At 67.2% G+C, this 13,195-nt stretch carries 11 protein-coding genes; 6 read left to right on the forward strand and 5 right to left on the reverse strand.

Going from position 1 to position 13,195, the window contains the following annotated elements:
- Positions 1 to 33: 33 nt before the first annotated feature.
- Complete coding sequence (locus tag ACGFNJ_RS12280; protein WP_393447808.1) at positions 34 to 1,095, reverse strand: PhoH family protein; 1,062 nt, start codon at positions 1,093 to 1,095, stop codon at positions 34 to 36.
- 162 nt (positions 1,096 to 1,257) lie between these two features.
- Positions 1,258 to 2,193, reverse strand: coding sequence for a LysR family transcriptional regulator (locus ACGFNJ_RS12285; RefSeq protein ID WP_393446454.1), 936 nt, complete (start codon positions 2,191 to 2,193; stop codon positions 1,258 to 1,260).
- Positions 2,194 to 2,348: 155 nt separating this feature from the next.
- Here ACGFNJ_RS12285 and ACGFNJ_RS12290 point away from each other — a divergent pair, with 155 nt between their 5' ends.
- Positions 2,349 to 3,563: an MFS transporter gene (locus ACGFNJ_RS12290; RefSeq protein ID WP_393446456.1), complete on the forward strand. Its 1,215-nt coding sequence runs from the start codon at positions 2,349 to 2,351 to the stop codon at positions 3,561 to 3,563.
- 120 nt (positions 3,564 to 3,683) lie between these two features.
- Positions 3,684 to 4,532: an alpha/beta fold hydrolase gene (locus ACGFNJ_RS12295; protein WP_393446458.1), complete on the forward strand. Its 849-nt coding sequence runs from the start codon at positions 3,684 to 3,686 to the stop codon at positions 4,530 to 4,532.
- A 136-nt stretch (positions 4,533 to 4,668) separates the two neighbouring features.
- On the opposite strand, the gene ACGFNJ_RS12300 is transcribed toward ACGFNJ_RS12295, so the two are convergent.
- The 3 genes from ACGFNJ_RS12300 to hrcA all read right to left on the reverse strand — a co-directional run bounded on the left by ACGFNJ_RS12300 (position 4,669) and on the right by hrcA (position 7,743).
- Positions 4,669 to 5,409 carry a 16S rRNA (uracil(1498)-N(3))-methyltransferase gene (locus tag ACGFNJ_RS12300; protein WP_393446460.1) on the reverse strand — a complete coding sequence of 247 codons (741 nt, stop codon included), beginning with the start codon at positions 5,407 to 5,409 and terminating at the stop codon, positions 4,669 to 4,671.
- Complete coding sequence (dnaJ, locus tag ACGFNJ_RS12305) at positions 5,410 to 6,567, reverse strand: molecular chaperone DnaJ (RefSeq protein WP_393446462.1); 1,158 nt, start codon at positions 6,565 to 6,567, stop codon at positions 5,410 to 5,412.
- Between the two features lie 144 nt (positions 6,568 to 6,711).
- Positions 6,712 to 7,743, reverse strand: coding sequence for a heat-inducible transcriptional repressor HrcA (hrcA, locus tag ACGFNJ_RS12310; RefSeq protein WP_393446464.1), 1,032 nt, complete (start codon positions 7,741 to 7,743; stop codon positions 6,712 to 6,714).
- A gap of 288 nt (positions 7,744 to 8,031) precedes the next feature.
- Between hrcA and ACGFNJ_RS12315 the strand changes: the two genes are divergently transcribed.
- Genes ACGFNJ_RS12315 through ACGFNJ_RS12330 form a run of 4 tightly spaced genes read left to right on the forward strand, consistent with a single transcriptional unit; the run spans position 8,032 to position 13,058 of the window.
- Entirely contained in the window at positions 8,032 to 8,541 is a 510-nt protein-coding gene (locus ACGFNJ_RS12315; RefSeq protein ID WP_393446466.1) for a YbaB/EbfC family nucleoid-associated protein, read from the forward strand.
- Entirely contained in the window at positions 8,538 to 8,852 is a 315-nt protein-coding gene (locus ACGFNJ_RS12320; RefSeq protein ID WP_393446468.1) for a WXG100 family type VII secretion target, read from the forward strand. The genes ACGFNJ_RS12315 and ACGFNJ_RS12320 overlap by 4 nt, the downstream gene beginning before the upstream one ends.
- The gene (locus tag ACGFNJ_RS12325) at positions 8,852 to 12,532 is read left to right on the forward strand and encodes a toxin glutamine deamidase domain-containing protein (protein WP_393446470.1); all 3,681 of its coding nucleotides are present in this window, start codon (positions 8,852 to 8,854) and stop codon (positions 12,530 to 12,532) included. The genes ACGFNJ_RS12320 and ACGFNJ_RS12325 overlap by 1 nt, the downstream gene beginning before the upstream one ends.
- Entirely contained in the window at positions 12,525 to 13,058 is a 534-nt protein-coding gene (locus ACGFNJ_RS12330) for a hypothetical protein (protein WP_393446472.1), read from the forward strand. Before ACGFNJ_RS12325 ends, ACGFNJ_RS12330 begins: the two co-directional genes overlap by 8 nt.
- Positions 13,059 to 13,195: the final 137 nt, after the last annotated feature.

Here is a 13,195-nt window from a genome sequence, read left to right on the forward strand (position 1 = left end):
CCCGAGCTCCGGGTCACGCGGCAACCTGCGATGTCAGCGCCGATCGCCGCGGCTCGCGGCACGACGTTGCGCCCGGTTGCCCGGATAGTGCGGGCCGACCTGCGGCCTGGCTTCCGCCTCTGCCCGGTCGTAGGCGTCGACGATGTCGGCGACCAGCCGGTGCCGAACCACGTCGCTGCTGGTGAGGTACGAGAAGTGGATGTCCTCGATATCGGTGAGGATCTCACTCGCCGCCCGCAGCCCCGACCGTGCGCCGGTCGGCAGGTCGACCTGGCTGACGTCGCCGGTCACCACGATCTTCGAGCCGAAGCCGAGTCGGGTGAGGAACATCTTCATCTGCTCGGCCGTGGTGTTCTGCGCCTCGTCGAGCACGATGAACGAATCGTTGAGCGTGCGACCGCGCATGTACGCCAGCGGCGCGACCTCGATGACGCCTGCCGCCATCAACTTCGGGATGGCTTCGGGATCCATCATGTCGTGCAGTGCGTCGTAGAGCGGGCGCAGGTACGGATCGATTTTCTCGTTGAGCGTGCCCGGCAGGAAGCCGAGCCGCTCGCCTGCCTCCACCGCGGGGCGGGTGAGGATGATCCGGTTGACCTGTTTGGTCTGCAACGCCTGCACGGCCTTGGCCATCGCCAGATACGTCTTGCCGGTACCGGCAGGGCCGATGCCGAAGACGATGGTGTTGGCGTCGATCGCGTCGACATAGCGCTTCTGGTTCAAAGTCTTCGGCCGCACGGTCTTGCCGCGCCGGGACAGGATGTCCAGACTGAGCACCTCGGCCGGGGACTCCGAGGAGCCCTCGGTGAGCATGGACACGGTGTGCCGCACCGCTTCCGGCGTCACCACTCGATTCCGCCCGGTCAGCGCGATGAGCTGTTCGATCACTCGCTCGGCGAGCGCGACATCGGCCGCCTTGCCGGTCAGGGTGACGGAATTGCCGCGGACATGAATGTCCGCATCGAGCAACTCTTCGAGTTCACGCAGATTCTGGTCGGCCGAACCGAGGAACGGGAACACGGATTCGGGAGCGAGTTCGATGCTGGAACGCACGGTGCGTGCTGCGGGGCCCGAGCCGTTGTCGTCGGCGCCGATGCCTGCCGTTGATGGAGTGGTCGGGTCGCCGATCTCGCCTTGTGTTCTCAAAAGTGGCTATAGCCTGCTTTCCGGTCTCGACGTGCTGCTGTGTTGAGGAAAGTTTAACGCGCCCCACCGACACCGCCCAGTGAATAAGCCGCTATCGGAGGGACCGGACGATCACGGGATTCCCCGGCGCCGCTGTGCCCAATCCTCGGTGAAATCACGAAAGCGTCGCGTCGCGCCCGACGGCGCGCTCGCGGCCGACCACACCAGGCCGACATCGCGGGTCGCGCCTGCGTCCGCGAGCGGGATCAGCACCGGTCCAGGCAGGCGTTGCTCCGGCTTCGCGCCGGCCACCCGAGGGGTGCCCGCCGGGCCGAGATCCTCCTCCGGCAGCACGCCGACACCGAGACCGGCGGCGACCAGGCCTGCCACGGTGACGAGGTCGCTGGACTCGAAGGCGATGCGCAGGCGCAGGTCGGCGGCGGCGGACAGGTCCTCGACGATCCGGCGCATCCCGTAGCCGGGATGCATGGCGATGAAGTCCTCGTCAGCGATCTCGGCGAGGCGCACCTGCCTGCGGCCGACCAGCCGGTGATCGGCGGGAACGGCAAGGGCGAGCCGCTGGCGCAGCAGGCCGCGCCAGCCGATGCCTGGCACGGTCGGGCGCGGCGAGACGATGCCGAGATCCGAGGTGCCGTCGAGCACATCGGTGGCCACCATTTCCGAAGGACCCTGCCGCAGCGCGAAAGAGATTCGGGCGGAACCACGCCGGAATTCGCCGACCAGTTGCGGGACAAGCCAGCCGCCGAAGGAATGCAAAAAGGACAGGCGCACAACACCGTTGGCCGGACTGTTCAGATCGGCGATGGATTGGCCTGCCGCGTCGAGCTCGGATTGCGCGCGGCGGGCGTGTTCGTAATAGATGCGACCGAACTCGTTGAGGGTGATGCGTTTGCCGCGACGGTCGAACAGTTCGACACCGAGCCTGCGCTCCAACCTGCCGAGCATGCGCGACAAGGTCGGCTGAGCGATGTGCAGGCGCTCGGCGGCCGCACCGACCCGTTCCAATTCGGCCAGCGTGGTGAACCATTCGAGGTCGGCGCCAAGCATGGTTGTCTGCTCCTCAGGTCCGCGTGGTGCTTGTCACACCACCTTCCGGCGTCGCGGTCGGCATCGGCGAGCAGTCTTTCTATATGCGCCCGATGCATGAACTTCTCTATTATTATTCATTTCCCTTCGGAAGACCGGGTGACGATCCTGGATCGGTGACCCTTACGACGACTCGGCCCGCCGCGGTCCGCGACCTCGCGCACGAGCGCCGGATCATCACCGCGCTGTTCGCGGCGGGGTTGGCGACCTTCGCGACGATGTACAGCGCGCAGGCGTTGCTGCCGAGCCTGTCCGCCGAGTTCGGCGCCGCGCCCGCCCACGCGGCGCTTGCGGTTTCGCTCACCACGGGCGTGCTCGCGCTGGCGATCATCCCCGTCAGCGCGCTGTCGTCGCGCATCGGCCGCACCAGGGTGATGACGGTGTCCGCACTGAGTTCGGCGGCGATCGGACTGCTGCTGCCGCTCAGCCCCTCGCTGGAGGTGCTGCTCGCCGGGCGGGCCTTGCAAGGCTTGACCTTGGCCGGAGTGCCCGCCGTCGCGATGGCCTATCTCGCCGAAGAGATCGGCGCCGAGGGGCTCGGCGCCGCGATGGGCGTCTATATCGCGGGCACCAGCATGGGCGGGCTTGCCGGACGGGTGATTCCGGCCTTCACCCTCGGCGTCGGGTCGTGGCGGTGGGCTGAAGCGTCCATCTCGGTGGCGGCGGCAGTGTGCACCTTGTGGTTCGTGCGCGGTCTGCCACCGTCGCGCGGCTTTGTCCCGCAATCGGCCGGAATCCGCACGGTGATAGGCGATCTCGTGGTTCAGCTTCGCCATCGCAGTCTGCTCGCACTGTTCGGGCTCGCGCTGGTCCTCGTCGGCGGATTCGTTGCGCTCTACAACTTCCTCGGCTACCGGCTCACCCAGCCGCCCTTCGAATTACCCAGCGCGGTAGCAGGTTTGGTGTTCGTGCTGTACGCCGCAGGCAGCGGAGCCTCGGCGGTCGCCGGCCGGCTCGCCGATCGCATCGGCCGCCATCGAGTGCTCGCCGCCGCGGTGCTGGTCATGGGGATCGGCCTGGCCATGACGCTCCCCGACAACCTCGTCACCCTGATCCTCGGCATGGCCCTGTGCACCGCAGGCTTTTTCGGCGCGCACTCGGTTGCCAGCGGATGGGTCGGCGCCATGGCGGTCGGCAACCGCGGCGCGGCATCCTCGCTGTACCTGTTCTCGTTCTATGTCGGCAGCGCCGTCCTCGGCGGCGGGAGCGGCATCGCCTACACCCACTACGGCTGGACAGGGCTGGCCGTCTGCGTGGCCGTTCTCCTCGTCATTGCCTGCGGCTTGCTGCTCGCGGTGGCGAGTTCCGCTCGAAATATTTCGAATCGATAACTTTACCGAGCGATCACTCGGTCAACGCGGATCCGTTGCCAGACTGGACCGCATGAGTGAGCGAATCATGTGCCAGCGCGCCTTGCGCATTCCGGAGCCGAACGTGAGCGAGGCGCAGGCATGAGCGGTACCGCCGACATCGTTCCCGTGACCCTGCACGGGCCTGCCGGACCGCTGGCTGCCTGGGAATGCGCGCCGCTGCCCGCTGTCACCGTCCGCGGCACGGCCGTCCTGGTGCCGGGCTTCACCGGTTCCAAGGAAGACTTCGAGGCGATGCTGCCGCTGCTGGCCGCCGCTGGATTCCGCGCCATCGCGTACGACCAGCGTGGGCAGTGGCAGTCGGCGGGACCCGACGATCCCGCCGGCTACACCCTCGGCGACTTCGCGGGCGACCTGGTCGGTGTGGCCGAACAGGTTTCGTCCGACGCACCCGTCCATCTGGTCGGGCACTCGTTCGGCGGTTACGTCGCGCGGGCTGCTCTGCTCCGCAATCCCGAACGCTTCCGCAGCCTCACCCTGCTCGCCTCGGGCCCCTCGTCGGTGCGCGACATCAACTTCCCGCCACCACAATTGGTGGCCCAGATGATCGAAGCCGGTGGCCAGCAGGCGATCTGGGAACAGATGAGTGCGGCGATGACGGCACTCGCCACCATGACCGCGGCCAGGCAGGAATTCCTGCACACTCGCATCCTGACCACCAAGAAGGCGAATCTCCTCGGCATCCTGCGCACGATGGAGACGCCCGCGGATGACGCCGCGGCGCTGCAGGCGAGCGGCGTGCCGATCCTGGTCGGCTACGGCGACACCGGCGATCTGTGGTCCCCGGACGTGCACGAGCGCTTCGCGGCGGACCTCGGTGCGCGTCGCGTGGTCTACGCCGGTGTCGGACATCTGCCGAACGAGGAACGCCCACAACAGGTTTGCGCGGACCTGATCGATTTCTGGTCCGAGGTCGACGCGCGCGTCTAGCCGCTCACCGCCGAACCTGACCGGGCCTCCCATGGGCCCCTCTAGTGAACAGCGATGTGCCGAGTGGGAACTGGTGGCGGCATCGGCCAAGCGAGAGCCCGCCGCCGTCAGTTCCCACTCGATCGTGGTTCAGGGCTTACCAGCGGGGGGTCAGCGCGCCCAGCGCGCCGAGGGCTACCGCGGCCGCTGTCGAGGTCCGCAGGACGGTGGGGCCGAGCAGGACGATGTCCGCGCCCGCCGCGCCGAGTGCGGCGAGCTCGGCGTCGTCGAGGCCGCCTTCGGGGCCGACGATCAGCACGATCTCGGCGACGCCTGTGAACGGGAGCTCGGTGAAGCGGCCGGTGCCGGATTCGTGCAATGCGGCGACAATCGCGCCGTCCGCCTTCGACTTTCGAATCAGGTCGAGGAGGTCACGGGTGCGGTGTAGATCCGCGACCTCGGGGATGTAGGGGCGGCGCGATTGCCGGGCGGCCGAGCGAGCGGCGGCGCGCCACTTGTCAACGGCCTTGCCCGCCTTGCCTTCCCAGTTCGCGATGCAGCGGGCGGCCTGCCACGGGACGATCGCGTCGGCGCCCGCCTCGGTCATCAGCTCGACCGCCAGCTCCGAGCGATCGGATTTCGGCAGCGCCTGCACCACCGTGACCTGCGGCGAAACCGGTGTCGCCACCGTACGATTCAGCACCCGCAGGTCAAGCCGGTCACGTTGCGCCGCAACGACTTCCGATTCGGCGAGCACACCGCGCCCGTCCGACAACGTGATCGGCTCGCCGACCCGGATGCGGCGCACCGTTGCGGCGTGCCTGCCTTCCTGGCCGTCGAGCACGGCGACGGCACCCGGTTCGGGCACCTCGTCGAGGTAGAAGACCGTCGCGGCCAACTAGCGCCCGCTGAACGAGGCCCGCAGCCTGGCGAACAGGCCGCTGTTGTGCTCGGACTGCGTCGACATCACCTCGGCGCGCTCGTTCGGGCGCATGCCCTTGTACTTGCGCAGCAGGTCGGTCTGCTTGCCGTCCAGCTTGGCCGGGATCACGATGTCCAGGTGCGCGAGCAGGTCGCCGCGCGCGCCGGAGCGCAGGCGCGGCATGCCGTGGCCGCGCAGCACCGAAACCTCGCCTGGCTGGGTGCCCGGCGCAATGCTCAGCTCGGTCGGGCCGTCCAGGATCGTGTCGATCACGACGGTGGTGCCGAGGGTCGCGTCGACCATCGGGACGCGGATGGTGCAGTGCAGGTCGTCGCCGTCGCGGACGAACACGTCGTGCGGCTGCTCGACGATCTCGACATACAGGTCACCGGCGTGCCCGCCGCCCGGTCCGACCTCGCCCTGCGCGGCCAGCCGCACCCGCATGCCGTTCGCGACACCGGCGGGGATCGGCGCGGCGATCTCGCGACGCGCGCGCACCCGGCCGTCGCCACCGCACTTGTGGCACGGATCGGGGATGGTCTCGCCTGCCCCGCGGCAGGTCGGGCACGGACGCGAGGTCAGCACCTGGCCGAGGAACGAACGCTGTACGGATTGCACTTCGCCTGCGCCACCGCAGGTTTCGCAACGCACCGGCTTGGATTTGCCGTTGGTGCCAGCGCCGGTGCACACATCGCACAGGATCGCGGTGTCGACCGTCAGGTGCTTGGTCACGCCGACCGCGCATTCGGCCAGGCTCAGCCTGGTCCGCAGCAGCGAGTCCGCGCCGGGCTGCACCCGGCCGCGCGGCTTGCGTGCGCCGCCGCCGGAGGCACTCATGCCGCCGAAGAACGCCTCGAACACATCCCCGAGCCCGCCGAAACCGGCGCCCGAGAAGCCGCCACCAGCGCCGCCGCCGGATTCCAGCGGATCACCGCCCATGTCGACGATGCGGCGCTTCTCCGGATCCGACAGCACCTCGTAGGCGGCCGATACTTCCTTGAACCTGGCCTGCGCCGTCTCGTCCGGGTTGACGTCGGGATGGAGTTCCCGCGCCAGCTTGCGGTAGGCGCGCTTGATCTCCTGGTCGGTCGCGTTCTTCGCGACGCCGAGCAGTCCGTAGTAGTCCCGTGCCACTTGAGTTCTCTAGTCCTTGGTCGTTCTCGACAGTGCCCGACGGTGGCCTTCACCGTTCCAACCGCCATGCTGACAACAGCATTAGTCGGATGCACTCAACTTTATCCGGCCGGAATTACGAGAGTAGCAGCGGTGCCGGTGCCGTCAGCGTTCGGCGAGGACCTCGCCGATGTACCTGGCGACCGCCGCGACCGACGCGATGGTCCCCGGATAGTCCATCCGGGTCGGGCCGAGCACGCCCATGCCGCCGAGCACCGCACCGGAGGTGCCGTAGCCCGTCGACACCACCGAGGTGCCGCGCATCTGCTCGACCTGGGTCTCCTCGCCGATGCGCACGGTCACCGTGCCCGGCTGTTGTGCGGCGGCAAGCAGTTTCAGCACGATCACCTGCTCCTCCAACGCCTCCAGCACATCACGCAGCGAGCCCGGGAAACCGAAGTCGGCAGCGTTGCGTGTCAGGTTGGCAGTACCGCCGAGCACGAGGCGCTCCTCCGGATGCTCGACCAGGGTCTCCACCAGCACCGTCGACACCCGAATCAACACATCCCGCAACCGCAGCGGCGACCGATCAGGCAGCTCCGCGACCGCGGCCGACGCCGCGGCCAGCCGCTTGCCGTCCATCGCGCCGCCGAGCATGCCACGCAACGCGGCCAGGTCCTCGTCATCGATCAGCGCGCCGAGTTCGACCAGTCGCTGGTCGACGCGCCCTGTGTCGGTGATCACCACGAGCAGCAGGCGCGCGGGATTCAACGCGACCACCTCGATATGGCGCACCGTCGACGCGGACACCGACGGGTACTGCACGACCGCGACCTGCCTGGTCAGCTGGGCCAGCAGCCGCACACCGCGGCGCAACACGTCATCGAGGTCGACCCCCGACTCCAAGAACTCCATGATCGCGCGCCGCTCCGCCCCCGACAGCGGCTTCACCTCGGCGATCCGGTCCACGAACTGCCGGTACCCCTTGTCCGTCGGGATGCGCCCGGAACTGGTGTGCGGCTGCGTGATGTACCCCTCCGCCTCCAACACCGCCATGTCGTTGCGCACCGTCGCACTCGACACCCCAAGATTGTGCCGCTCCACCAGGCTCTTCGACCCGATCGGCTCCTTGGTCGCGACATAATCCGCGACGATCGCGCGCAGGACCTCGAAGCGCCTGTCCTCGGTGCTCGACATCGGTCCCACCTCCTCGCTCGTCCTCGGGTACGCCCGCACCATGGCCACCAGCGAACCCGTCCCATCACACAGCCGGAGACCGTTCCCGGCCCAGCCTGTTTATCCAGTCTAATTGCCAGACCCCGAATCGCCCGCTCCCGCGCGCGCGAGACCGGACACCCATCTACGCGCAGTGACCACGATCACCCGCACCGCCCTCCGCGCCGAATTCGACATCGATGGAACCGATCGCCGGCGCGCTGCGTCGGATTCAAGTGACGGATCGAATCTCGAAGCGGGGGTGGACCGGTGCACGACGAACGGCGCGAGATCGCGCAGGCACGCAACGAGGAACTGCGGGATCAGATCGGTGCGCTGCTCGAGACCTTCGACCAGCAACGCCGGGAGCTGGCCGAGGCACAGTCCACGCTCGCCGCGACCACGGTGACAGCGTGGTCCTCCGACAAGTTGATTCGCGTGGAGAGCAACGCGGCCGGGGTTCCGGTGGCGGTGCACGTCGAACCCGACGCGTACAGACGCATCGGCCCCGCCGAGCTCGGACGGTCCATCACCGAGGCGGTGCAGGCGGCTGCACAGCAAGCCAGGGACGTCACCCAGCAGACCATCGCGCCCATCGAGGAACTGGCAGGCGGGATTCCGGACCTCGCCGACCTCGTGCCCGGTGCGCCCGCCATTCGCGATCTCGTTCGCTCGATGCTCCCGGAAACCCCCGCGCCATCGGCGGCCCCCAGAGTGTGGGACGAGGACGCTGAGGACGAGTACTACCGCAACCGGTCCTACCTGCGGGAGCGCCCATGACGAACTTTCGTGCCGACCCGGATGCGTTGCGCGCCACTCGCTCTGGGTTCGCCGACGTCGCGGACAGAATTGCTGCTGCGGCGGCGAACCTGCGGCGGGTGCTCGACGCCGAGGGCGAATGCTGGGGATCGGATCAGATCGGTCAGAGTTTCGCCAAGAACTACACCCCCGGCGTTCCGAAGGCCTTGGACGGCGTCGACAAGCTCGGCACCACGATGAACAACCTCGGTGATCGGGTGGTCGCTGTCGCGAACGCACTGCAGAATCGTGACCAGACCAACGCAGGCGACCTCGACCAGGTCCCCCGCTGATGGGCATCGAGATCCCCGAATCCCTGCAATGGGTCGCCAAATGGATTGTCGGGGCAGGCGATTGGCCCGAAGGCGACGAGACCGCCATGTGGCGGGTCTCCGATGCCTGGTCGGGGATGGCGTCGGCGCTCAACGACATCGACGACGACGCGCACCACACCGTCCAGCAGGTACTGGCCGTGATCGATGGCCAAACCCATGACTCGATCGAGGCGTACCGGGACGAGCTGATGGGCGAGCAGGGCGCCTGGGCGGGCCTGGTCAAATACCTCGACAGCATGGCCGACCAAATCGGTGACGGCGCAGCCGATATCGAGCAGACCAAGCTCGTGATCATCGGCACGATGGTCGTCTTCGCGATCGAGATGGCGCCATTGCTGGCGACCGCGTGGACCGGGATCAGCGCGGCGGGCGCGGTGGCGCTTCGAGCGGGCACCCAGATCGCCATTCGCATGGCGATCAAGGAACTGATCACCCGCATGCTGACCCGCGCGGCGGCCGAAGCCGCCGCCCGCGCCGCATTGCACGGGGCCTTCGCCGAGGCGCTCGAAGAGGGCGGCCTGGAAATCGGCACCAAATTCCTGCAATTGGGCACAGGACACCGCAACGACGTCACCGCTCAGGATTGGAAAGATGCCGGCGTCGCCGCCGCCGCAGGCGCGGCAGGTGGTGCAGTCGGTGCCGGGCTCGGCAGCAACGGGTTGCTCTCCGGAGCGAGCGACGCAGCGTCGAGTCGGCTCAGCCGCGCCACCGTCGAGGGGACCACCGAGGGCGCCACGGGCGTCGCAGGCGAAATCGCCGGCGCCGCAACCACTGCCGCACTCACCGATCAGCCGTTCAACCTCACCCTCGACAGTGTCACCTCCTCCCTGACGCAAGGAGTTCCTGCCGGGGCGCACGCCGCGGGCAACCATCACAGTGACACTGATGCGCCGCCCGCTCCGAATATCGACCGCACCGACAGAAATATGCCGCCAGCACAGACAAGCGATGGCGTCCCGGCGACTGCGCCTAACACGAGTCGGCCCGAAGGCACCGCATCGACAACCGAAAGCCTGGGCGCACAAACCAACCTCGCTGGTGCTGAACAGAACTCGACGCCATCGAGTCCTGTCGACAGCACCAGCCCTGCCAGTGCTGACCGAAGCCCCACAGAGACAACACAAAAACCGGCGGACCCGACCGTGCCGGCGCACAACGAGAACGCTGCCGCTAATGCGACCAGTCCGCAGGCACACAACCTAGCCAACGTCACCCCTGACGCAGTCGCTGTGTCGGACACCAGCTCCGCTTCCGAAAGTGCTCTCGATCAACCGAAACCGAGCTCGACCACCACATCGACGACCACGGACACTCCGACAACGCCTGCACACATTGGCGACACCTCGACAACACCCGCGCACACAGGCGACGCTCCACCCGCGCAGACGCAATCCCTCGCCAGCGTCGGCACCGATACCGCCGCACCCGCAGGCACGACTATTCCGACAGATAACGTTGTAGGACAACCTGTTTCGATCCAGCCGAGCACCGACCCTCCTGGAGAGCAGCCTGCCCAAACGACGCCCTCTCCTGCCGACAACCTCACGAACCCCGCACCGCCAAAACACGACACCCCGCCGGTCGCAGGTTCCACACCGAGCCGAATCGATTCGTCAACCAGCGCACCAACGCCACCGAATCCCACCACGGCACCCCCCGCTCCAAGTGAAAGCCCCACCACTACAACAACACCCGACTCCACCACAGCGGCAACCGCAACCGCCACTCCACTAGGCGCCATCCCCAACACGACCTCAGTAACTCCGACTGGTGAACCCACTCACCGCACTACCACAACGCCCGACCCCGCGAATCCGCCACAGACAACCACCTCTGCACCGAGTACCGCCGCCGCACAGCCCAGCAACATCACGTCGCACGCAACCGGCCCGACACCGCCTGCCCACACCTCCCCACCACCCACGGCAACCTCCGGGCCTGCAACTATCGCGGCGCCACCCCCAACCGGCCCCACACCACCCGCGACCACCTCCACACCACCCGGTGCTGACCCTCGCGCCGCAACCGCCAGCCCAACGCCGTCCGTCGCAGACCACGCGCGCCAGAACGTCGCCACACCAACGACAGCCGACGCAACGCGCTCAGCACCGGCACCTGCTTCCGACCCGGGACGGCCGAACTCGACCAGCCCTGTCCCGTCCGCATCGGACGCTGCACGTCAGCCCGCTCAGGCTCCGATCGCCGCCGAACCGGCACGGCCTACACCGGCGAGGACACCGACGGACCTTCCCCGCCCCGATACACCACCGCGGACCCCCGCGGACCCACCGCGCCACGAAACCCGGCCGCCCATCGACGGATTCATCGCCCACGCCCCTGATTCGCTACCGCAGCAACACCGGCCCGGCCATGCCGGGTACCCGCGACAATCCACCCGTCACCCCGTGAATCCTGTTGCACATCAACCGGATCAGGCTCGCGCCGCACGGGAGCACTTTCGCAACCAAACGCCGGAGGCGGGCAGGGTCACCCCTGTCATCGTCAGCGCTGATCCCTTCGCCGCCAACACACCGGCCTTCGACGTACGCCGCTTCCCGGATCAGTCGATCAGCGTGATCACCATCCGAGTCCACATCGATGCAGGCCCATACGTCTCGTCACAAGACATCCGGAACCTCATCGAAACCGCCCAAACAGCAGCAGATCGCGCCTTCAACTCCGCACCTCGCCTACTCAACGGCGACCGCCTTCTCATCGACGTCGTCTTCGCACCCGACCCCACCACCGCCCACCTCCGAGTCACCGCCAACCAAGCCCCCGGAAATCTCGACAACTGGTCGATCCGCGCCCGCCCCGAATCCCTCATCAACAACATCCGCCAACAACTCGGCCTGTTCCCCCACGAACCCGGCACCAGCCCCGCCCGCACCGCCGAGGACTTGCGACAGCTCAGCAACGACATCGCCGCCGCAAACACACCCGCACACTTCACAGGTCTGCCCAACACCCACACCATCGACCATCATCGGCTCAGCGACCTCGAAGACGCGGCTTACCAGGCGATGGTCGAAGACTCACTGCGAGATGACAACACCTTCACCCGAGGTGCCGACCCTCGCACCCATCCCTACGGCAGACTCATCAACGACGGTGGTCCCACCGTTCGCGGTCGCCGCAACAACTGTCTCGACAACTCACTGGCAGCTCTGTCGTCTTTCTTCGGTCGCCCTCAGGTCGCGCTGCCGAGATGGCCTGACCTACTCCCTAACGGAACCATCGACAACAACAGTGGCGAACGCGGAGGCTTGGAACGCGCCGCCGGTTGGCTCGGCCGTGGACTCTCGGCTTTCACCAACCAGGGCATGTCCGTACCCGAACAGTTCGACGCCGTTCACCACTGGATCTCCCAAATGGGCCCCGGCTCTGCGGCATTGGTTGTCAATGTGTGGCACGCCCGTGGCGCCGATGGGGCATTTCTGTACGACTCGAACGGAGCCCCACTCACGAACGGCAGTCACGCGACTGTCATCGTCTACCCGCCGGGCACATCTGGGCCGGTCTGGTGGGATCCACAGTCGGGCGCTACCTGCGATCATCCGCCCGCTTCGATGGTCGGGAGCTCATCCGCACTGGCGTTCACACCGATTCCACCGGATCAAGGAGCGGGTAATGCCTGAGCAGTACCGGACCAGGGAGCAAGTGGAGCGATACCTGGCGCAGATCTTCAACCCCAACCGCGAGTACCGACTCAACCAGTTCGAGTACGGGTGGGTGGTCAACTCGATCCTGACTCCGGAGGAGATCGCGGCCGGAGCTGAATTGGGATCGACAAGGTTGGTGGTCGACGCTGAGACCGGGGTGGTTATCGAGTACCCGAGTTGGTCGGACCAGATGGTGATGGACGACTACACCGAAGCGAAGCAGACCGGCCGACCGCCGATGGGCGGCCAGGTGTACCCACCCCGGTGGACAGTGAATTTCGAACGGGTACGGGAAGATCCATCCGAAGTGGAATACGCGGTCCACGCCTCGTCACAGACGGAACCAGCGATCAACCATCAGTTGATCATCAACAAACAAACACTCCGCTCCCGAACGAACACGCAAGCGATCCATCCTGCCTGCGCCTACACGAAAGCATGGGCACACGCGAACCGGAGTCCCGACGGGACATGGCCGCCACGAGGAACTTTCGAGTTCTAGCCCCCTCGCCGGAGGATCCGTCCGATCAAGGTTGGCAAGTGGTACATCACTGAGGCGACACGCCGGGAAAGGGCACGGTGATGTACCACTCGTGAGTCAGGAGCGGAGGTAGCGGGCGGTGATGCGGCGACCGCGGG

This window comes from Nocardia sp. NPDC049149 (assembly GCF_043197455.1).
Lineage (GTDB): Bacteria > Actinomycetota > Actinomycetes > Mycobacteriales > Mycobacteriaceae > Nocardia.

Excerpts from the sequence above, each read along its gene's own strand:
- ACGFNJ_RS12285 (WP_393446454.1), bottom strand. The coding sequence starts at position 2,193 with ATGCTTGGCGCCGACCTCGAATGGTTCACCACGCTGGCCGAATTGGAA.
- ACGFNJ_RS12295 (WP_393446458.1), top strand. The coding sequence starts at position 3,684 with ATGAGCGGTACCGCCGACATCGTTCCCGTGACCCTGCACGGGCCTGCC.
- hrcA (WP_393446464.1), bottom strand. The coding sequence starts at position 7,743 with ATGTCGAGCACCGAGGACAGGCGCTTCGAGGTCCTGCGCGCGATCGTC.
- ACGFNJ_RS12320 (WP_393446468.1), top strand. The coding sequence starts at position 8,538 with ATGACGAACTTTCGTGCCGACCCGGATGCGTTGCGCGCCACTCGCTCT.
- ACGFNJ_RS12325 (WP_393446470.1), top strand. The coding sequence starts at position 8,852 with ATGGGCATCGAGATCCCCGAATCCCTGCAATGGGTCGCCAAATGGATT.
- ACGFNJ_RS12330 (WP_393446472.1), top strand. The coding sequence starts at position 12,525 with ATGCCTGAGCAGTACCGGACCAGGGAGCAAGTGGAGCGATACCTGGCG.